This window comes from Nonomuraea muscovyensis (assembly GCF_014207745.1).
Taxonomy (GTDB): Bacteria; Actinomycetota; Actinomycetes; order Streptosporangiales; family Streptosporangiaceae; genus Nonomuraea; species Nonomuraea muscovyensis.
The window spans coordinates 759,964-779,388 of the sequence record NZ_JACHJB010000002.1; the positions used below are offsets into that span (position 1 = coordinate 759,964).

Below are 19,425 nucleotides of genomic sequence, written 5' to 3' on the forward strand. Positions count from 1 at the left end.
CATGCACTGGCTGAGGGAGGTTCTGCTCGTCGCCGGCGCCGCGACCACCGCGGCGCTGCTGACGGCGCTGCAAGGGCCGGTCCCGGCCGACATCCCCCTTCTGATCGTCTTCAGCACCGGCATCAGTCTCCCTCTGCTCATCCGGCGGGTGCTCCCGTTGACCGCCGCGGTGGCGTCCGCGGTGATCGCGCTGGCCGGAATGGCGCAGCTGCATCGCTGGGAGGGGATGCTGGTCCCGATGGCCGTGTTCTGTACGGCTGTCTACTACCGGTCGCGGCGTCCCGCTCTGGTGCTGGCGGTCTCCACATGCTGGATGGCGGGCATCGGCATGGTGATCAACGCGGGGGTACTGGCGCTCACCAACATGGTGATCATGACTATCGCCCCCGTGGCCACCGGCTACGCGCTGCGGCTGCACCGGGACCGGGCCGACCAGACGCTGCGCGTGCAGCGTGCCGAGGCGGAGCGCGTCCTGGCCGAGGAGCGCAACTGGCTGGCCAGGAACGTGCACGACAGCGTGGGCCACCACCTGACGGCGATCCGGCTGCAGGCCGCGGCGGCCCGGCGAACACGCGGTGACACCTCCGCGACCCGGGCCCTGGAAGCGATCTCGGACCTGTCGCTGTCGGCCCTGACGGAGGTACGCGACCTACTCCGGACGCTCAGCGAGCACCCGGCTGCCCTTCAGCCCGGCACCGCCGACCTGGAGCGGCTGGCCGGGCAGCTCACCTCCGCCGGCCGCACGATCACCCTGCGCCGCTCGGGGAGGGGAGGTGTTCTGCCGCCGGCCGTCGACCACACCGCCTACCGGGTGGTCCAGGAGGCACTGACGAACGTCGTGCGCCATTCGGACGCGACTGAGGTCACCGTCCACCTACGACAGGACGACCACGGCCTGCGCGTTGAGGTCCTCGACAACGGCGCCCCGGCGCCGGCGTCCCAGGCAGAGGGCCAGGGCATCCGCGGCATGCGGGAACGGGTGCACCTGCTCCACGGCACACTGTCGGTGGGACCGGTCGAAACGGGCGGCTGGCGGGTCCGCGCCGACCTGCCCAGGGAAGGGAACGCGTGGTGACGATCCGGGTGCTGGTCGCCGACGATCAGGACGCGGCGCGGGAGGCGCTGCAGCTCATCCTCGACGGCGAACCCGACATCGACGTGATCGCGACGGCCGCCGACGGCGCCGAAGCGGTGCACCAGGCGCTGTGGCGACGGCCGGACGTGGTGGTGATGGACCTGCGGATGCCGGGCATGGACGGCATAGCCGCCATCGACCGCCTCACCGGCGCCGAATCCGCCCCCCGCGTGCTCGCCCTCACCACGTTCGACCTCGACGAGTACCTGTTCGGCGCGCTGCGCGCAGGAGCGGCCGGCTTCCTGCTCAAGGACAGCGACCCCGACGTGCTCATCGCGGCGGTCCATGAGCTGCACCAGGGCAGGGGGTTGATCGACCCGCAGGTCACCGGCCGCCTGATCAGCCGCTTCGCCGAACTGTCCCCGCGCCCCGCCACCCCCGAACTCGACTTACTGACCCCGCGCGAACACCACGTGCTACGCCTCCTGGCCCGAGGACTGAGCAATGGCGAGATCGCCGCCGCGTGCACCATCGAGGAAGGCACGGTCAAAACCCACGTCAACCGGATTCTCACCAAACTCGGCCTCCGGACCCGCGTGCACGCAGCGATCTACGCATACGAACACGGCATCGTCACCCGCGATACACCTTGACCGTCCGCCGGTCTCGGGCCCCTGTCCCGTGAGACGAACATCGACGATGAGGGCATGCCTCATCGCTATGTATGACACAGACTCAAATTATCTGTCACACTGACAGCCGGCAGGTCGCGTCAGCCCAGCTCGGCATCCAACGCCGCGACCGCGACTCGGCAACATTATGTGTCACATCGCCTCGGAGGAGGACGGCCCCATGTCCGTCGTGGCCTTCCCCGGCCAGCCGAGCCAGCCCGACCCGGCCACCGGCTCGACGACCGCGGCCGCCGTCGAGCGCTTTCTCGACTCCATCACCGCGGCCACCACCCGCGCCGGCTACGCCCAGACCCTCACCCGGCTGACCGCCGTGGTCGGCCCGCAGCATCTCGTCGCCGCGCTGGCCCCCGAGCACTACGCCGCGGTCATGAACCGCTGGCACACCGCAGCCGCCGCGACCTGGAACCGGCACCTGTCCGCCTTGTGCTCCTTCACCGCCTGGGCCCAGCGCCAGGAGCTCCTGGCCGCTAATCCCGCCCGTCGGCTGGAGCGCCGCAAGAGCGCCCGCCGCGGCGACCGCGCCATCCCGCGCACCCGGCTGGACGCGCTCTTCACCGACCCCACGCACGCTCTGCGCGAGCGGGTCCTGTGGCGGCTCCTGTACGACACGGCCGCCCGCGCCGAGGAAATCCTCACCCTCAACGTCGAGGACCTCGATCTGGAGTTCCGCCGCGCTCGCGTCGTCTCCAAGGGCGGCGCCATCGAGTACGTGCACTGGGCCACCCCCACCGCCCGGCTGCTGCCCCGCCTGCTGGGTGGCCGCACCACGGGGCCGGTGTTCCTGGCCGACCGGCGCGCCCCCGCCTCCGGCCGCCGCGCGCCAGCGGCCGACGACATCGACCCGGTCACCAAACGCGGCCGACTGTCCTACCCGCGCGCCGAATACCTGTTCAAGACCGCCTCGGCCAAGCTCGACCCGCACCACCAGGGGTGGACCCTGCACCAGCTCCGCCACTCGGCGCTGCAGCACCTCGCGCCGGCCGCACCGTGCCCGAACTGCAGGCCAAGAGCCGCCACCAGCACCTGGCCAGCCTCGGCCGCTACGTACGCCTGGGCGAAGAGACCTCCGCCCGCATCACCGCCGAAGCAGACCCCGCCCGGCGCCGCCGCATTCGCTGAACTCAAGCCCCCATCACGATGACCTCATAAGGTCACCCGGTCGGCCACGCCAGCAGCGTCTGATCATCATCGGGATCACGCTGGAGTCGGTAGCCGGCCTTGCGCAGCGCCTCCTCGTAACGGGCCAGCTCCCGCACCGCGATGTCAGCGTCGTCGGCGCAGGCGATGGCGAACGGCGCGCCGTCCTGCCCACCCTCGACGACGAACCCGCCGTGGCGCTCGCTGAACTCCCGACTGCCCGCCTTGCGCAGCACCGTGCGGATGACCTCCGCGTCCCGATCCCGCACCGTCCACAACGGCCGTCCGCCCGCGCCGCAGCCGAATTGAGGGTCGTCGTCGCTCATGGTCCACACCGTAAGCGAATCGAGACTTTAGTCATAAGGGCCCAGGATAATCGCAGGTCAGAGGCAACTTCGTTGGATATTTCTCCATTACTACCGGGACCCCACCGGGTGCGACCCGCCCAGGTGCTCGAAGAGCGAGTCCACCACCGGGTGCGACGGGCCCGTCACCGTGACGGAGCGGCGTTCGCGCACGGCGGGCAGGGGATGGCCCGTACCAGCGGGGCGTGGTGGCCGGCGTCTGGCGCAGGTCGTCGATGCCGACGCCGGCCATCACGTTGACCACCAGCTTGTCGCCCTCCCCCTCAAGCCGGCGAGCGCCTCGTGCCGGTCCTGGCGGCGTACGGCGATGATCACCACCTCGGAACGGTCCACCACCTCCTGGTTGTCGGCGCACACCTGTACACCCTCGTAGCGCACGGACAGCTCAGCGGCCGTGCGCGCCCCCCGAGGGGAGAGGAACACCTCTGGCGACGTGTCGCGGCACCCTCGCCCCGCCCCGAAGCCCGCCCCGAAGCCCGCCGCGCGTCTCGGAGCGGGGCCGTGGCTCCGGCCGGTGTCGCCGGAGGTGTCCCTGGTGAGCAGCCCGGTCAGCCCGATGCTTGCGCCGAGGCGGCGAGGGAGCCTCGGAGGAAGTCGAGGATCTCCGCCCGCGCGGCCTCGGCCTGCTGTGCCACGCCCGGCATGCTGAGGAACGCGTGCCCCGCTCCGGGGTATTCGGTGAGCCGCGCGGGTGTCCCGGCCGCTCGCAGCCGTTCGGCGTAACGGCGGCCGTGGTCGGCCACCGGGTCGTGGGTCGGCACCACCACGAGCGCCGGGGCCAGCCCGTTCAGGTTGTCGGCATACAGCGGCGAGAGCGCGCGAGGGTCGGTTCCCGGTGGAACGGCGAGCCGCTGGAACAGTTGCAACACCGGCACGGCGAGGGTCGGGCTGTGGGCGTGCTGGGTGACCGAGGCGTGCTCAAGCATCGTCCCGGTCACATCGACAGCGGGGTTGACCAGCACCTGCGCCCGCAGGCGCAGGCTGACGTCCCTGGCCCGGATCGCTGCCAGGGCGTTGATCAACGCGCCGCAGCTCTCGCCGAAGACGGCGGTCCGCGTCGGGTCGATGCCCCACTGCGCGGCGTGCCGCACCACGTGCTGGAGCACGTCCCAGCCGTCGTCGACGGCCGCCGACAGCGGGGTTCGCGCATCGAGGAGGCGGTGCTCGACCGAGACGACGACCGCGGGCAGCTGGGCGGCGAGGTGGCTGTTGACCCAGTCGCTCTGCACCGCCGTGCCCACGAAGCCGCCTCCGTGCACGTGGAGCACGAGCGGCAGGCCGGCCCGGTCGGCGCCCCTTCCGTCGCGCCCGGGACAGGGCCGGTACACCCGGACCGGGAGCTCGCGGCCGGGCAGCGCCACCTCCTGCCAACCGATCGCGGCGCCGGGATCCGGATCCCCGGTGACCGCCCGCACCGCGCTGGACGCCCGAAAGCGGTTCTCCGCCTCGCGATAGGCGACCAGTTCCTCGGCCGTCATCGCCAGCCAGTCCGGCTCCGGCGGCCGCTTCGCGGCAGTGACCTCACTCATGCCTTCTCCTCGGTTCAAACCCGTTTCGCTACCAGAGGTTTCGATACCTACAGTAGCGCAACCGGGTATCGTGTGGGGCATGACATCGACCACATCCGCCAGACCACCCGGCCGCCCGCGCACCGGCGTCAACGCTGCGGTCTTCGCCGCCACGCTCAGCACGGTCGTCGAGCTCGGCTACGCGCGGGCCACCGTCGAGCGCATCGCCGCCGCGGCCGGCGTCGCCAAGACGACGATCTACCGGCGCTGGCCGTCGAAGGGCGCGCTGATCGTGGACTGCCTCCTGGACGCGTTCGGCCCGGTGCCGCTGGAGGGCGCCAATCGAGGCGAGCTCATGTCCTCGGCCATCCACTGGATCGCTGCGAAGATCGCCGAGCCCGGCGTGGGCGACGCGTTCGCCGGCGTGTTCAGTGACGCCGTCAGCGACCCGGCCCTGCGCGAGATCCTGTCCACGCGGCTACAGGACCCCTACCGGCTCGCACTCCAGGACGCGCTCGGCGAGCCGGAGAACCGGGTCCTGTTCTTCATCGACGTCGTCGTCGGAACCCTGCTCCACCGGATGGGCATGACCGGCGAGCCGATGGCCGACGCCGACGTCGCCGCACTGATCGAGATGGTTCTGCCACACTTCGCCGACGACGCCGGTGCCGCCCCAGGCCATGCCAGCCCTGCTGACGATCATTCATAGCGGGGAACGCCAGGCGATGGAGCGACGATCACACCGCCTGCTCGCAGTGGCCGGCATGGGTCGCCGCCACACCCCGGCTTCGCCGCCGCCGCGAGCGACACGGTGACAAGCAGGGCAGCAACCTGAGCGATCGAGGCACCGGCCGGTTCGGGCTTGTTGCGGGCTGACCCCCCGCACGCTAACCGAGGGCCGCGTCACGGGCCGCGAGCCGGCCCAGGGTGCGCAGCTGACGCCGCATCATCAACAGGTCGCCCCACCCCAGCAGAGCACGGATCACTCCCACCCGCACCGGTCCGGACTCCACCGGCACCCTCATCTTGACCACCAGCCGCGAGGTCCCCGGCTCCCGGTCGCGGACCGTGTAACTGACCACGAGCGCGCCGAACAGCCAGGCGAAACGGGGCTCGGCCATCCGCAGCGTCACCTGGCGGCCAGGAGTGAAGTCCACCAGGTCGAAGATGGTCATGAACGTCTGGCCGAGCTCCAGCCGGTCGAGCCCCGCCGTGCGGGTGCGCGGACTGCGACGGCCACCGTTGTCGAGCAGGTCATAGCTGTACGGGGCCACCTTGAGCTGGCACAGCCAGGCGAAGACGACGTCCGCGCCGGCCTCGACCGTGACGGCGCGGAACCAGTCTTCCGACGGCCCGCCGACGAACCTGTCACAAGGGTAGGGCGCGGCGACCTCAGCCGGGCTCGCACCCCAGTTGCGGGGCAGGGTCACGACGCCTCCAGCAGGGCCACGGCGCAGTCGGCGACCGTGCTCTCGGCCGACTCCGGTATCGCGCGGCCGGAAACCAGGTGCCTGCGGACCACGGCGTAGGGCAGGTCGACGGTCGCGATGACGATCCGCTCCACATCGTCCCGGCCCAACCGCCCCGCCAGAGCGCGCAGGGCGCCGGCGACGCGGCCGTTGGCCCGCTCCAGCCGCTCCTGCGCCTCCGCCGGCCAGTGCCGCTCGCCGAAATCCGCCGCGCCGTACAGCAGGACACCGCACTCCCGCGGGTGGGCCCGGCTCCAGGCGACGACGTGCCGGGCCGCCGTCGGGGCGGCCTCGGTGGCGGGCATGGTCTCCAGCGCGGCCAGGAAGCCTTCCTGGAAGCGCTCGACCGTGCGCAGCCAGAGTGCGGCGAGCAGCGCGGAGCGGCCGGGGAAGCGGTGGTAGACCGAGCCGCTCGGCGCTCCCGCCTCCCTGGCGACCGCCACCGCCGTGACGGCACCGGGTCCGCCCGCGGCGGCCAGTGCGACGGCGACGTCGAGCAGGTGGTCGGCGTCGTGGCGAGATGGTCGTCCCATGACGGCCACGATACCACTTTTTAGAGACATCTCTCTAAAACAGGGATGGGACGATCACCGAGCAACACGATGGCTCTTCACCGCCCGAGGCACGCGAGGAGCATGGCCGGCCACCCCACGACTTCCGGTGCTTCATCGGACATCGGGCTCCGGCCCACTCCCACATCGGCGGAAAGCAGCAAAGAGAACGGCCCATCCGCCCGGCACGGGCCGGCGGGGTTCCGCCGGCGGTCAGTCAGGTGGGCACCGTGCGGGCGGAGACCTCCGGGACGGTGCGGACGGCGAGGCGGTCGAGGGAGACGCCGAGCACGTCGGACAGGGCCGCGATGGTGAAGAAGGCGGGCGTCGCGATGCGGCCCGTCTCGATCTTGCGGAGGGTCTCGGCGGACATGCCCGCGGCCGCGGCGACCTCGACGATGCTGCGCCCACCCCGGGCCTCGCGCAGGACCCGGCCGAGCTGTTCGCCGCGCAGGCGCTCTTCGGGGGTCAGCGGGGGTCGTACCATGCGCTCAGTCTATAGACACAATAGAAATACCGGTATAGCTATCGCCATGGGCGAACTCACGACACCCGGCGAAATCGACGCCACCCGCAGCGGGCCGCATCGTCCTCGGACCGGAGATCCGCGCGATCGAGGGGTAGTCGCCTGCCGGTCGCCCAGACGGCCGGCGCGCACGCCGCGAATCCGGCCCCGAGGAGACTCGGGAAGGTATACGCGAGGAACCGGTGTCTCACGCCTCTTGAATTCTTGCCGGCTCCAAACTCGGAGCCGGGGGAAAGCCCGGCTGGGGAAGGGCGGCAGCGTGTCGGTCAAGGACAACGGTGCAATCCACGAAGACACGCCGGTGAATGCCGGCGCCGCGAGGTGGCCGGATGCTGATTCGGCCTGTCTTGAGGTACGGAGGATGCAGATCAAGTTGCACCGGTGGGCGGTCGAAGACCCTGATCGCGGTTCGGTGACCTGTTCACCCTCGTCTATGACCCGGCGTTCCTGATGCACGCGTGGGAACGCGTGTTCTCCAACCAACAGCATTCCAGGTCGAGACCCGGATTGGGGTAAGACGTTCCTGGGGCAGCTTCACACCTCGCTGAAGCCGGGCGGGTTCGAGCCTGCCGAAGCGCGGCAGGCTCGGCGTCAGCCGCGCCACGATCTGCCGCGGAGCCGTACCACCACAAAGGCGAGCAACCCGAGGGCGGCCAGCGCGAAGACCGCGTTGCCGATGAGATCCACATTGGCGGGCGCTGGGAAACTCGGCGGCTGAGGGAAGCCGCGCCAGGCGTAGGTGACCAGGCCGGCAGCGCCCAGGGCGAACCTGTGCCTGGGCCCCCAGCCCATGCGCCGGGACCAGCGCAGGATGAGCAGCGTCATCGTGGCGTAGAGCGCGAGGTAGAAGCCGACCGTGATCCACGCGGGCACGATGGACTGCAGCTTGCCCGCCATGGTGGGGAGCCAGAACGCCAGCCCGGCCGCGATGGTGATCGCGAAGACGGTCCACGGGCCGGCCGGTGTGGCCGGAAGGAGGGGGCGGCGGAATCGAACGGACAGGAACGCGGCGATGATCAGGGCGACGGCCGTGATCAGCGTCCAGGTGACCTGAGCGGCCGACAACGGGTAGCCGGCCGGACCTGCCAGGGCGATCGGCACCGCGCCGCCCAGCAGGAACAGGACGGCTGACACGGTGAGACCGACCTTGCCGAGCCAGGGCGTGTCCGGACGGCGTGAGCCCGCCTCCACCATCGAGATCGGCACCGCGATGCTCCACACCCCATGGATGGCCAGAACGAACACGGTCCAGTAGGCGCCGATGCCCAGTGCCGGAATGAACCCATAGTCGAGCAACCGCAACCCGACATAGTCGGGATCGAACAGCGAACGGGTGAGCAGGCCCTCCTCGATCACGGCATAGGCGAGCCCGAGCAGGATGATCCCCGGCCACCCCAGCCGCCACCGGCGGGCGACCTCACGGATCAGCAGCGCGCCACCGCCATAGAGCGGAATCAGCCCGATGATCATCGGTAGGGCGTTGATGGCGATGTTGCCCAGCAGATACTCGCCGACCAGCGGCGCGAGAACCAGCAGGCCAAGCGCCGGAAGAATGCGTTTGAACACGTCTACCCTCACCGGTTGTAGAGCCTGCGTGCCGACAGATAGCCGACCAGGGCGATGCCCGCGCTCCATGCAGCCGCCTCCAGGAAGCTGGACCCGGCCGGACGCCCGGCCAGCAGCGCGCGCAGCGTCTCGATGACAGGCGTGGCCGGCTGGTGCTCGGCGAACCAGCGCAAACCGGACGGCATCGACTCGGTCGGGACGAAACCGCTGCCGAGGAACGGCAGCAGCATCAGCGGCATCGGCAGGTTGCTGGCCGTGGCCACGTTCTTGGTGACCATGGCGAGCGCGACCGACAGCCAGGTGATGGCGAAGGTGAACATGGCCAGCGCACCGACCACACCGAGCCAGTCCAGCACCGAGGCGGACGGGCGGAACCCGATCAGCAACGCCACCACGGTCACCACGGCGATCGCGAGGAACGTCTGCACCATCGCCCCGAGTACGTGCCCGGTGAGCACCGAGACGCGGGCGATGGCCATGGTCTTGAACCTGGCGATGATGCCCTCGGTCATGTCGGTCGCCACCGAGATCGCGGTCCCCTGCGCGGCCCCGACGATCGTCGTGATCATGATGCCGGGGGTGAGGTAACCGACGTAGGCGGCGCGGTCGGCGCCGATGCCCGCACCCATGGTGCCGCCGAAGACGTAGACGAACAGCAACAGGAACACCACGGGCACGGACGCGAACGTGAGGATCAGCGTGGGGTAGCGCCAGATGTGTTTGACCTGGCGCCGCAGCATCGTCGCCGAGTCGGTGATCGCTCTCATCGGGAGGGCTCCTTGGTCGAGGGCTCCTGGGTCAGGGTGAGGAAGACGTCGTCCAGGTCGGGGGTGTGCACCGACAGCTCGGCGACGTCGATGGCATGCGTGTCCAGCCACTCCAGGAGCTTCCTCAGCGTCCCGACTCCGCCGGCGTCGGGGATCTGGACGGTGAGCGCCGCGTCGTTGCTGGAGGTGGCGCCGACGTGGCCGGCCGCCCTGCGGTACCCGTCGGGGTCGGCGAAGCGCACGACGATGTGACCGCCGGGGACCATTCGCTTGAGCTCCTCAGGGGTGCCCTCGGCCACCAGCCGGCCCTGGCTGAGCAGCGCGATGCGGTCGGCGAGTTCGTCGGCCTCCTCCAGGTATTGGGTGGTCAGGAAGATGGTCACGCCGTCCTGCTGAACGAGGTCCCTGACGATCTGCCACATGGTGCGGCGGCTGCGCGGATCCAGGCCCGCGGTCGGTTCGTCGAGGAAGATGAGCTTGGGCGTGCCGACCATGGTCATGGCGAGGTCGAGCCGGCGGCGCATGCCGCCCGAGTAGGTGACCGCGGGCTTGCGCGCGGCGTCGGTGAGGTCGAAGCGCTCCAGCAGTTCGCGGACGCGTGTGCGGCCCTTGGCGCGGCCGAGGTGGAGCAGGTCGGCCATGAGCCGCAGGTTCTCCTCGCCGGTGAGGAAGCTGTCGACCGCGGAGAACTGGCCGGTGACGCCGATCGCGGCACGCACCTCGTCGGGTTCCTCGGCCAGGTCGTGCCCGGCGACCCAGATCTCGCCCGCGTCGGCCTTGATCAGGGTGGACAGGATCTGCACTGCGGTGGTCTTGCCCGCGCCGTTCGGGCCGAGCAGCGAGAAGACGGCGCCCCGCGGGATGGTGAGGTCGATACCGTCCAGGACGCGGTGGGCGCCGTAGGACTTACGCAGCCCCGTCACCGAGACGAAGGTTCGCATCGCGTTCACCCCTGACCCCAGGTGACGGGCAGGCTGTGCACGCCGTACACCTGCGAGGGGTCGGTGCGCAGCGACAGCTCTTCAGCCGGTACGGCGAGCCGCAGCGTCGGGAAGCGGCTGAGCAGCGCGGGAAACGCGACCCGCATCTCGATGCGGGCGAGCTGCTGACCGAGGCACTGATGGACGCCGTGGCCGAAGGCCAGATACCCGGCGGCCGAGCGGCGCAGATCGAGCACGTCGGGGCCTGCGAACCTGGCCGGGTCCCTGTTGGCGGCGTTGATCGCGATGACGACCGTGTCGCCCGCCTTGAGCTGCCTGCCGCCGAGCTCCACGTCCTCCAGCACGCCGCGCATACCGGTGGCGGCGACGGACAGGTAACGCAGCAGCTCCTCCTCGTCGGTCAGGTCGCCGCCGGTGGCCAGGTCGCTGAGCAGGTCGTCGGTCGGCTTGGCCCGCTTGGCGAGCGCGAGCTCGCGCAGGTAGGTGCCGAGCTCGACGAAGGCGGCGTACTGCGCCTCAGCGGTCCCGGCGTCCGGCAGGGCCCGGGTGGAGCCCTGGAACCGGTCGCGGTCCTCGTACGGCACGCCGAGCAGCTCACAGATCATCAGCGCCGGAACCGGCTGCGTGAAGACGTCGACGAGGTCGGCGGGCGGCCCCTGCCGCTCCATCGCGTCAAGCCGCTCACGGGTGATCTCGGTGACCCGCTCGGTGAGCAGGTTCATCCTGCGGACGGTGAACGCGCCCGCCAGCAGCTTGCGGAAGCGGGTGTGCCGGGGTGCGTCCATGCCGGTCAGATCGCCGACGGGGGCGGGCGGCAGGTGGCCGCCCGCCAGGGGGTGGTAGTGGGTTTCGTAGCGGGAGCTGAACCGCGGGTCGGCGAGGATCTGGCGGACCAGGTCGTATCCGGTGATCATCCAGACGCCGGGGGCGCCCTCGGGCGCGGCCAGGCGGGCGATCGGCTGCTCAGCGCGCAGGGCGGTGAGCGAGGGGGCGGGATCGAAGGGACAGGCGGGTGCGCGGTCGAGGGACGGAGCGACCGGCTCATCACGATAGTACGCATTCGACACGATTGAAAGCTACGTTGCTTTCAGAAATTCTGTCAATCAATCGATCCACATAAGCACAGGTCAAAGCCGAAATACTGATGCGTTGACGCTGGAGCTGAATGCAATGAAACATTGCATTGCGTGGCGCCGAACGCAATAGTGGTGTCATGCCAGAAGGAAGGTTGACCCGGCAGGACCGCCAGCGCATCGCGACCGGCCTCGCCGAAGGCCGCTCCTACGCCGAGATCGCCAGGCGGCTGGACCGGCCGACCTCGACGATCAGCCGTGAGGTCGGCCGCAACGGCGGCCCCGGCGACTACCGCCCCGAGCGGGCGCACCAGGCGGCGGCGCGGCGGGCACGGCGCGGCACCCCGGCCCGTTCGCCCGAGGCCGAACCCCAGGACCGCAAGGTCTTCGAGGTGGAAGAGGGAGCCGTCGAGCTGGCGGTCGGGATGGGCCTGCCGAAGATGGTGGCGCGCGTGCTCATCGGCCTGTGGCTGAGCGAGGACGGCAGGCTCACTGCGGCCGAGCTGTCGCGCGGGCTGAAAGTCAGTCCTGCCTCGATCTCCATGGCGGTGGGCTACCTGACCCAGCAGGGGTTGATCAGGCGCGAGCGTGATCCGCAGCGGCGGCGCGACATCTACGTGGTCGACGACGACGCCTGGTACCACTCGACGGTGATCAGCGCGCGGCAGACGCTCGCGGCGGCGGAGATCACGAAGGCGGCGGGGCGGACGCTCGGGCTCGACACGCCCGTGGGACGCCGCCTGGCCAGGGGCGGTGCGTTCCTGGAGCGGATCAGCCTGGACGCTCTGGCGTCGGCCGAACGCTGGCGCGACCTCCCACCGTGATCAGACCGCAGGGATTGTGCCCCGGCCATCACCGCTGTCGTCCAATCGCCCCTCAACGCCCACGAGGCCCTGTTCGACCCGTCGAGATCGGCGAGTCCTGGCGCCAGCTGGAAACCATCGAGGTGCTCGGGGCCTGGGCCATGCTCGGCCTGCTCCTCGCGCCGATCGTCCTGCGCCGGATGGCGCGCCGGGAGTCCGGTTCCAGCGTGGCCAAGCCCCTGCAGCGGATCGGGTAACGCGAACGAACGAACCCCCGTCCTGCGAACCGATCAGCCGGACGGCCTACCCCGACAGGCACGTGGGCTGGCCGGCAACCAGCCACGCGCCGGTCCACGCGATAGCGGCCGACCCTCGTTCACCAGTTGGCCCGCCACACCGGGCCACCCAGGCGTCGCTACGCCCCCCGCACCGGCTGGCGCAGCAACGTCCGCGGCTCCGGGTCGTCCAGCGCCGTCAGATACACCTCGTGATGTGGCCCGTTCACCACCAACCCCCGCTCGGCCATGAACTCCTCCATCACCTTCAACGACACATGCTCCTCACTGAACGGCCCCGCGTGCAGCACCTCCACGCACTCCCCCTCCGTGACCGTCCGCACCACCACCCGATCCACCGCCGCCCCCGACGGCCGTGTCGCCTCCCGCGCCCGCTCCAGCACCCCCGGCTCCGGAACCGCCGGCAGCGGCAACAGCAGATGCCACCGCCACAACTCCCGCGGCACCTCCAGCCCCGGCCGATCGTCCTCGACCCACCACAGCCCTTCCATCGGCCCCGCCGGACCACCCATCGCACCCGCGACCGTGTAGAGCGCCCGGATCGCCGACACGTGCTCGGCACCGCCCGGCGCACCCATCCCCGTGACGTTCAGACAGGTCACCGGGCCGTACGTGGTCAGTTGAGGGGTCATCGTTCCTCCAGACAGATCATGAGATGAGTGACAAGCTGGTCAGGCGAGGTGACGGCCGGATCCGACACGTACACCTCACGAATCGGACCGCGCGGCTCGTGACGCCGCTCAGCGCACCACGCCAGCACCGCGTGCGCGGTCAGGGAGATCTGGTCGTACGGGCCGACATGCGTCGCCGACGCGAACACACCCCCCGGCAACACCTCCACCGAAGCGTCCCCGGACACACCACGCACCGACCCCGGAGCGAGCACCAACGCGACCGCCACCTCCACCGAGTCGTCCAGGTCAGTGGGGAACAACCCCACGAACTGCACCGCCGCCCCCTGACCCGGCGCGGCGATCCCGCCACCGCCCCCGAACGCCAAAGCCGTCAACCGCGCCACCCCGGCCGAGGTGGCACGAGCGACGTCATCAGGACCCGCCGCCCGTTCGCGCACCACGAGCACCGGGCGCGCCGGCTCCGTCACCAGCCGCACCGGCGCCGACGGCAACCCCTGGGACATCACCCGCTCCAGCGACGCCAACGTACGGCGGCGCCTGGCCAGCTCGGCCTCCAGATCGTCACGCACCGACTCCAGCGCCCCGGCCGAACCCGACAACACCTCGCCGACCACGCCCAACGGCACGTCCAGCGACCGCAGCAACCCGATCGACAACGCCGCCCGAGCCTGCGAGGCCCGGTAGTAGCGGTAGCCCGAATCGGCGTCCACGTAAGCCGGCACCAACAGCCCCAGCTCGTCGTAGTAGCGCAACTGCTTGACGCTCAACCGGCTCAGCCGGGCGAACTGCCCGATCGGCAGCAGATCCTCCTCCATGCCTCCAGCATGGGGTCTCCCCCCGTGGGAGAGTCCAACCGTTGACCCTCACGCCGCGTGAGGGTGCAGGCTGGCAGCATGAGCTTCTCCGTGGGACAGGTGTCCCGCCTGGCCGGCATCACCGTCCGCACCCTGCACCACTATGACGAGATCGGCCTGCTCAGCCCCAGCGAGCGCACCCGGGCCGGCTACCGCCGCTACACCGACGACGACCTGCTGCGGCTGCAGCAGGTCCTGCTCTACCGCGAGCTCGGCTTCCCGCTGGAGGAGATCGCCGTCATCCTCGACGAGCCGCGCAGCGACGAGCTGACCCACCTGCGCCGCCAGCACGAACTGCTCCTGATCAAGTCCGAACGGCTCCGCGACATGATCGCCGCCGTCGAACGCGCCATGGAGGCCCGCACCATGAACATCGAGCTGACCCCCGAAGAGCGCTTCGAGGTGTTCGGCGACTTCCGGCCCGAGGACCACGACGCCGAGGTCGAACGCCGCTGGGGCGACACCCGGGAGTACGCCGAGAGCCGCCGCCGCGTCGCCTCCTACACCAAGGCCGACTGGCTGCAGCTCAAGGCCGAGGCCGCGGCGATCACGGAAGAGCTGGCGGCGGCGTTCAAGGCGGGCCTGCCCGCCGACGGCGAGCAGGCGATGAACCTCGCCGAGCGGCACCGCGGCCACATCAGCCGCTGGTTCTACACCTGCTCGTACGACATCCACCGGTGTCTGGGCGAGCTGTACGTGACGGACCCGCGCTTCACCGCCACCTTCGACGCGGTCGTGCCCGGCCTGGCGGCCTACTTCCGGGTGGCCATCGACGCCAACGCGGACTCCCCCGGCCGCTGAGGCCTTTCGGGTTGGGTGATGATCATTTTTACACCGAGCCCACGGCTTTACATTGTAGATTTCAAGAAGGTGGTCAGCGCCCCGGTCACCTCGGACGGGCGTTCCAGCGGCGCGAGATGTCCGGTGCGCGGCAGGTCCAGGCGGCGCGCCCCCGCGATGCCCTCGGCCAGCAGCCCCGAGACCGCCTGGATGCCCGGCACGTCCGAGCGCCCGTTGACCACCAGCGCCGGCACGGCGATCTCGGACAGGCGCCGCGCAGCGGGCGGGTCGAGATGGCGTTCGGTCGCGCGCGGGCCGGTCCACATGCGATGGAACACCAGCCGGCACATCTCCACCGCCGCCTCCCACACCTCGTCGGCCAGGTCGGCGCGGCCCCGGTCGGGGCCCGCCACCTGCCACAGAGTGTGCGCGCGGGCCATGGCCAGCACGTCGGCGGGGTCGACGTGCCGGGCGGTGCCGTCGCGGTAGCGTGCCAGCCGATCGGCCGGCACGGAGCTGTGGACGCGTTCGCGGGCCTGGGCCAGCATCTCGTCGGGCCACGGGTGGCCGGGCAGGCCCGAGCCGATCATGGGTATCGGTAAGAGTCGTGCAACCAGGTACACCCGTTTGAGTTCGCCCAGATCCGCGGTGCCCTATTGATCGGTGGGGAGGCGTCCGACGGCGTCTTCGAGGTCGGCGTGGGTGGGCAGGGTGTACCGGCGGGTGGTGTCGAGGCGGGCGTGGCCGAGTAGTTCGGCGACGACGACGATGTCGACGCCCGCGCGCAGCAGGTTGGTGGCGAGGGTGTGCCGGAGGATGTGGGCGGATAGGGCGAGGGCGTCGGCGTCGTCGAGGATGTCGGCGTCGGTGGCGAGTTCGTCGACGAGCTGGTCGACGGCCCGGGTCGACAGGCGTCCGCCGCGGCGGTTGAGGAGCAGGGCGGGGTTGTCGGCCGCGCCGGGCCAGGACGCGCGCTCGGTGCGCCACTCGGTGACCGAGGCGCGGGCGGTGCCGTCCAGCAGCGGGATCTCGCGGGAGGTCTCACCCTTGCCAGAGCGGACGATGACCTTGCCCTTGCGGGCCGAGAGCGGGATGTCGTTGTCGTCCAGGGCGACGAGCTCGGCGATTCGGACGCCGGAGTAGAACAGCAGCCGGCCGATCGCGCGGTCGCGGGCGAGGGGGCGGCGTTCGACGGCGCGCAAGTGCCGCTTCTGCTGGCGGGCGTCCAGGGCGCGGGGCGCGAGTTTGGGCGCGTCGTCACGGCGGACGATCGCGGGGCCGAGCCCGAGCTGAGAGAAGAAGTGGTCCAGCGCGGTGAGGTGGGCGTTCACGGTGTTCGACGCCCGATGCAGGACGGTCTTCATGTGGGTCTTCGGGGCTGATACTGGTGGAATCACCTATTCGACTATCGCGAGTTCTCGATGCCAAGGGCCGTGGTAGTGACTTTCCGTGATGTCGGCGGCAAGAAGCCGGACTCGCGGGCAGCAGGTGCGCGCGGAAGGGCGAAGGGGGCCTAACTATGTCGGTAGGGCCTGCCAAGATCGCGACATGACAATCGATGCGCTGGCGCCGTACCGCTGGCTGCAACCGCCGTACGGCGATCGGGGCAACCTGCTCGGCGAGATCTACTGCGTGACCTTGCTGCGCGGGCTCGACCCGGCCGAGGTACTGCGCCGGTTCGGCGCCCGCACGAGCACGCAGATGAGCTTCGCCGACCTGGAGCTGGCGGTCTCCGACTTCACGACGGTGACCGAGGGTGGTGACGGAGGGGGTTATGTCGGAGTGGTCGCAACCGGCGATGGGTGCGCGGCGGTGGAACCGTGCGGCTGGTCGGGGACGAACAACCCGACGCTGGCGCGGCTGTCGGCCGGCACCGACGTGGTGTCCGTCCTACGGCATGACTACGCCTGCGACTACTTTCATTACGCCGCGGACGGCATGGTGCTCACGGCTTTCGACCCGACTTCTCCCGAGCATCGCTCCGGTGCCGACACCGACCGGCTTGCCAGCCTCATGCGCGAGTTCGGCCTGCCTCTCGAGGAGAGCTCAGATGAGGATTGGGACCAACGCTACGACGACCTGTCCGGACACGGCCTCGCGCGGATGTTCGCGATGGCGGCGCGCCTCACCGGCGTGACGTTCACCGCCGACCTGCTGGACGGACCACTCCTGGTGGGCGCGATCGCCGACTTGCCACCGTCACAAGAGCCTCAGCGCGGGACCAGCCTCGGCGTTTTACTCGAGCAGCTGAAAGCGGTAAGCGGCCCTGAGCCTGATCACGGCGCCGCTTAACCCCCATGGGCCTCCGGTACTGACTGGTGGGCTCGCCCATTCAGCTGTCGTAAGTTGTCGTTCCTGTAAGGCTTATGGTGACGTTCCGTGTTCCCCGGCGGCGTAGCGGTTCCACCCTCCGCCACCTTCTCGAAGGAGGCGGGCGGTGGTCTTGTCGTGGTAGCTGAGCGCGTCGGCGACGACCGGGGCAGGCATCTCCAGGAGTTGTTGCCGGATGGCAGCGCCGCGGGCGGCGGCTGCTGGAATGCCGATCTCGTTGAGAAGGGCGGATAGATGGTCGGGGCGGCAGGGCTGGCCCGCTCGGCGGCCGGGGAACAGCCAGCGAGAGGCGCGGTTGGTGGCGGTGTTCATATTGTCGCGAGCCGCTATGTAGTCCAGCAGCAAGGACGCGACCGACCCGGGGACGGGCGAGGGCGGTTCCCCGAGGCGCAGGAACACGTCTTCTCCGTCGCGGAACAGGTCATCGATGGTGAGTTGGATGACCCGGGTAAGGGGTTGTGCGTAGAGGAGCACGATGATGCCAGCGGCTCGCAGGCGCTGGGGAATGTGCGTGTCGATAAGCAGACGCCGGAGGGCGGCCAGGCGCTCGTCCTCGGTCAGAGGGGCTCGGCGGGAGATCTTCATCGCGGGCAGCGATAGTGATCGTGGGCACTGACGGCTCTGCATGGCCCAGGTGAGGAAGACCCGGAGCCGGGTGCGGGCATGTTCGGTGTTCTCGGCATACCAGGCGTCGATGTCGCTCTGGCGGCAGGAGCCGAGCGTGCGGCCGCGCTTGTGGAGCCAGGTGAGGAACGTGGTCGCGTGTGTGATCTGCTCGGCCGCGTTGCGGCGAACGCTCGGCGTGATGTTGCTGCGTTCAGCGCGGGCCCGAAGAGCGGGAAGGACGTGCCAGGTCGCGAACAGCCGGATCGTCTTGACGCGCACGGCGTTGTCGACGCTGGCCAGGTGACCAGGTAGCCAGCGCTGGAAGGAGCAGATGTATTTGTCGACGGCGGGCAGGGGGCCACCGGCCATCAGGAGTTCTTCGAGGTGAGCGGCCGTTCTCCAGGGCTGGAGCTCATGGAGAGCGTCGTGGGTGAGCGGGATCTGTCCGAGAGCGAGTCGCTGCAATAGCGCCGCCGCGTTCCCGGGATGGTTGCTGTGCATCGCCAGCCAGGCCAGCCCGCGGCCGGGCTGCTCCATCGCCGCGAGCAGGTCGAACAGAGGTCTCAGCTCCGGGCGGATGCGGCCGGTTCCGGCGTCCAGCACTGCGGTGAGCCGGTCGTTGAGGGTGCAGCGTTCACAGAGTCGCCCGCCGAGGAGCTTGCCTTCGAACCCGCAGCGTGAGCAGGCGAACGTCTGAGAGAAGCCGGCGCAGGTGGTGCAGATCGCCGCACCGTCGCTGCTTCGTCGTCCGGGAAGTGCACGGTCTTGATCGCATCCGGGACAGGTGCCCCGGACGCGGATCGCGCGGTCGGCGCAGGTTCGGCAGATGTATCCGTCCGGCCAATGCCCTGCCTTGTGGCGGCGGCGGCCGCAGCGGCAGCACTCGGCTATGAACCACCGTTCGTATTGCTCGTCGGTGGCGTAGGTGCGGGTCATGCGTCAGGGAGGATGCGGGCCGGGCGTGGCCGGAACTTCTCGGCTCCGGTGGGCGGCGTGGGCAGGTCGCCGGTGGCGGTCTTGCGGACGCCAGCGTTTTCGGCGGTGGTGGTGACCAGGTCGGTCGGGGTGCAGGAGAGGATGTCGCAGAGCGCGGACATCACCTGCAGGGACAGCCGTTCGGGGGTGCCGGAGACCAGGCGGTGGACCTGGGAGGCTGACAGGTCGATGCCGCGCTCGCGCAGGAGCGGCCCCATCACGTCGACTGTCGCCGCGGAGAGCGCCCCAGACGCTCTCCGCGGTCGGTACTTGGCCCTCAACCAGCTCGCCGTGACTGTCGCAGGAGCGGTCGCTCCGGCCGCGCTCTCCGGGTTGTTGTCCACCGGGGCAGCCGCGATCTGGCTGACCCTGGTCGGCGTCAGCGTCCTCGGAGCCACGCTCGCCACTACGATCGGCAGAGTGGTGCCAGCGGCGCAGAGCCGCATCGGAGGTGTCTAGAGACGGGACTGGGTAG

Annotated in this window: 24 protein-coding genes; 8 read left to right on the plus strand and 16 right to left on the minus strand. The window is 70.2% G+C overall.

The features are described 5' to 3' along the window. The first annotated feature begins 1 nt into the window (after window position 1). The 3 genes from FHU36_RS20055 to FHU36_RS20065 all read left to right on the plus strand — a co-directional run bounded on the left by FHU36_RS20055 (window position 2) and on the right by FHU36_RS20065 (window position 2,908). Window positions 2–1,075: a sensor histidine kinase gene (locus FHU36_RS20055; RefSeq protein WP_185085482.1), complete on the plus strand. Its 1,074-nt coding sequence runs from the start codon at window positions 2–4 to the stop codon at window positions 1,073–1,075. Continuing rightward, window positions 1,072–1,728 (plus strand): response regulator, encoded by a 657-nt coding sequence (locus FHU36_RS20060; protein WP_185085483.1) that lies wholly within the window; start codon window positions 1,072–1,074, stop codon window positions 1,726–1,728. Before FHU36_RS20055 ends, FHU36_RS20060 begins: the two co-directional genes overlap by 4 nt. A gap of 199 nt (window positions 1,729–1,927) precedes the next feature. Further along, on the plus strand, window positions 1,928–2,908 hold the full coding sequence (locus FHU36_RS20065) for a tyrosine-type recombinase/integrase (RefSeq protein ID WP_221496468.1): 981 nt from the start codon (window positions 1,928–1,930) through the stop codon (window positions 2,906–2,908). 10 nt (window positions 2,909–2,918) lie between these two features. Here FHU36_RS20065 and FHU36_RS20070 read toward each other — a convergent pair whose 3' ends face one another. The 3 genes from FHU36_RS20070 to FHU36_RS20080 form a co-directional block, all read right to left on the minus strand. After that, entirely contained in the window at window positions 2,919–3,230 is a 312-nt protein-coding gene (locus FHU36_RS20070) for a hypothetical protein (protein ID WP_185085484.1), read from the minus strand. Between the two features lie 270 nt (window positions 3,231–3,500). Then, on the minus strand, window positions 3,501–3,692 hold the full coding sequence (locus tag FHU36_RS46435) for an NAD(P)-binding domain-containing protein (RefSeq protein WP_312891710.1): 192 nt from the start codon (window positions 3,690–3,692) through the stop codon (window positions 3,501–3,503). A gap of 125 nt (window positions 3,693–3,817) precedes the next feature. Further along, window positions 3,818–4,798 (minus strand): alpha/beta hydrolase, encoded by a 981-nt coding sequence (locus FHU36_RS20080; RefSeq protein ID WP_185085485.1) that lies wholly within the window; start codon window positions 4,796–4,798, stop codon window positions 3,818–3,820. Between the two features lie 79 nt (window positions 4,799–4,877). Here FHU36_RS20080 and FHU36_RS20085 point away from each other — a divergent pair, with 79 nt between their 5' ends. Beyond that, on the plus strand, window positions 4,878–5,486 hold the full coding sequence (locus FHU36_RS20085) for a TetR/AcrR family transcriptional regulator (RefSeq protein ID WP_185085486.1): 609 nt from the start codon (window positions 4,878–4,880) through the stop codon (window positions 5,484–5,486). A 178-nt stretch (window positions 5,487–5,664) separates the two neighbouring features. On the opposite strand, the gene FHU36_RS20090 is transcribed toward FHU36_RS20085, so the two are convergent. The 7 genes from FHU36_RS20090 to FHU36_RS20120 form a co-directional block, all read right to left on the minus strand. Further along, complete coding sequence (locus FHU36_RS20090; RefSeq protein WP_185085487.1) at window positions 5,665–6,207, minus strand: hypothetical protein; 543 nt, start codon at window positions 6,205–6,207, stop codon at window positions 5,665–5,667. Then, entirely contained in the window at window positions 6,204–6,779 is a 576-nt protein-coding gene (locus FHU36_RS20095) for a TetR/AcrR family transcriptional regulator (protein ID WP_185085488.1), read from the minus strand. Before FHU36_RS20095 ends, FHU36_RS20090 begins: the two co-directional genes overlap by 4 nt. Before the next feature lie 235 nt (window positions 6,780–7,014). Continuing rightward, a complete protein-coding gene (locus FHU36_RS20100) occupies window positions 7,015–7,284 on the minus strand; it encodes a helix-turn-helix domain-containing protein (protein ID WP_185085489.1) in 270 nt (89 codons plus the stop codon). 630 nt (window positions 7,285–7,914) lie between these two features. Then, window positions 7,915–8,958: a hypothetical protein gene (locus FHU36_RS20105; RefSeq protein WP_221496469.1), complete on the minus strand. Its 1,044-nt coding sequence runs from the start codon at window positions 8,956–8,958 to the stop codon at window positions 7,915–7,917. Beyond that, window positions 8,898–9,656, minus strand: a complete 759-nt coding sequence (locus FHU36_RS20110) for an ABC transporter permease (protein ID WP_185085490.1) — start codon at window positions 9,654–9,656, stop codon at window positions 8,898–8,900. The genes FHU36_RS20105 and FHU36_RS20110 overlap by 61 nt, the downstream gene beginning before the upstream one ends. Further along, window positions 9,653–10,597: an ATP-binding cassette domain-containing protein gene (locus FHU36_RS20115; protein ID WP_185085491.1), complete on the minus strand. Its 945-nt coding sequence runs from the start codon at window positions 10,595–10,597 to the stop codon at window positions 9,653–9,655. The genes FHU36_RS20110 and FHU36_RS20115 overlap by 4 nt, the downstream gene beginning before the upstream one ends. Window positions 10,598–10,602: 5 nt before the next feature. After that, window positions 10,603–11,664, minus strand: a complete 1,062-nt coding sequence (locus FHU36_RS20120; protein WP_185085492.1) for a cytochrome P450 — start codon at window positions 11,662–11,664, stop codon at window positions 10,603–10,605. A gap of 146 nt (window positions 11,665–11,810) precedes the next feature. Between FHU36_RS20120 and FHU36_RS20125 the strand changes: the two genes are divergently transcribed. After that, a complete protein-coding gene (locus FHU36_RS20125; RefSeq protein WP_185085493.1) occupies window positions 11,811–12,494 on the plus strand; it encodes a GbsR/MarR family transcriptional regulator in 684 nt (227 codons plus the stop codon). 394 nt (window positions 12,495–12,888) lie between these two features. Here the strand turns inward: FHU36_RS20125 and FHU36_RS20135 are convergent, their stop codons facing one another. Then, window positions 12,889–13,401 (minus strand): hypothetical protein, encoded by a 513-nt coding sequence (locus tag FHU36_RS20135; protein ID WP_185085494.1) that lies wholly within the window; start codon window positions 13,399–13,401, stop codon window positions 12,889–12,891. Then, on the minus strand, window positions 13,398–14,219 hold the full coding sequence (locus FHU36_RS20140; protein WP_185085495.1) for a MerR family transcriptional regulator: 822 nt from the start codon (window positions 14,217–14,219) through the stop codon (window positions 13,398–13,400). The genes FHU36_RS20135 and FHU36_RS20140 overlap by 4 nt, the downstream gene beginning before the upstream one ends. A gap of 78 nt (window positions 14,220–14,297) precedes the next feature. Between FHU36_RS20140 and FHU36_RS20145 the strand changes: the two genes are divergently transcribed. Further along, window positions 14,298–15,059, plus strand: coding sequence for a MerR family transcriptional regulator (locus tag FHU36_RS20145; protein ID WP_185085496.1), 762 nt, complete (start codon window positions 14,298–14,300; stop codon window positions 15,057–15,059). A gap of 47 nt (window positions 15,060–15,106) precedes the next feature. Here the strand turns inward: FHU36_RS20145 and FHU36_RS20150 are convergent, their stop codons facing one another. Together FHU36_RS20150 and FHU36_RS20155 are read right to left on the minus strand one after the other, a co-directional pair. Continuing rightward, window positions 15,107–15,628 carry an alpha/beta fold hydrolase gene (locus tag FHU36_RS20150; RefSeq protein ID WP_185085497.1) on the minus strand — a complete coding sequence of 174 codons (522 nt, stop codon included), beginning with the start codon at window positions 15,626–15,628 and terminating at the stop codon, window positions 15,107–15,109. A 63-nt stretch (window positions 15,629–15,691) separates the two neighbouring features. Then, window positions 15,692–16,402: a tyrosine-type recombinase/integrase gene (locus tag FHU36_RS20155; protein WP_246502510.1), complete on the minus strand. Its 711-nt coding sequence runs from the start codon at window positions 16,400–16,402 to the stop codon at window positions 15,692–15,694. Between the two features lie 184 nt (window positions 16,403–16,586). Between FHU36_RS20155 and FHU36_RS20160 the strand changes: the two genes are divergently transcribed. Further along, entirely contained in the window at window positions 16,587–17,330 is a 744-nt protein-coding gene (locus FHU36_RS20160) for a DUF6461 domain-containing protein (protein ID WP_185085498.1), read from the plus strand. A gap of 72 nt (window positions 17,331–17,402) precedes the next feature. Here the strand turns inward: FHU36_RS20160 and FHU36_RS20165 are convergent, their stop codons facing one another. Both FHU36_RS20165 and FHU36_RS20170 read right to left on the minus strand, forming a co-directional pair. Next, window positions 17,403–18,911, minus strand: a complete 1,509-nt coding sequence (locus FHU36_RS20165; RefSeq protein ID WP_185085499.1) for a site-specific integrase — start codon at window positions 18,909–18,911, stop codon at window positions 17,403–17,405. Further along, window positions 18,908–19,168, minus strand: a complete 261-nt coding sequence (locus FHU36_RS20170) for a helix-turn-helix domain-containing protein (RefSeq protein WP_185085500.1) — start codon at window positions 19,166–19,168, stop codon at window positions 18,908–18,910. The genes FHU36_RS20165 and FHU36_RS20170 overlap by 4 nt, the downstream gene beginning before the upstream one ends. A gap of 73 nt (window positions 19,169–19,241) precedes the next feature. Here FHU36_RS20170 and FHU36_RS20175 point away from each other — a divergent pair, with 73 nt between their 5' ends. Beyond that, window positions 19,242–19,409, plus strand: a complete 168-nt coding sequence (locus tag FHU36_RS20175) for a hypothetical protein (RefSeq protein WP_221496470.1) — start codon at window positions 19,242–19,244, stop codon at window positions 19,407–19,409. Window positions 19,410–19,425: the final 16 nt, after the last annotated feature.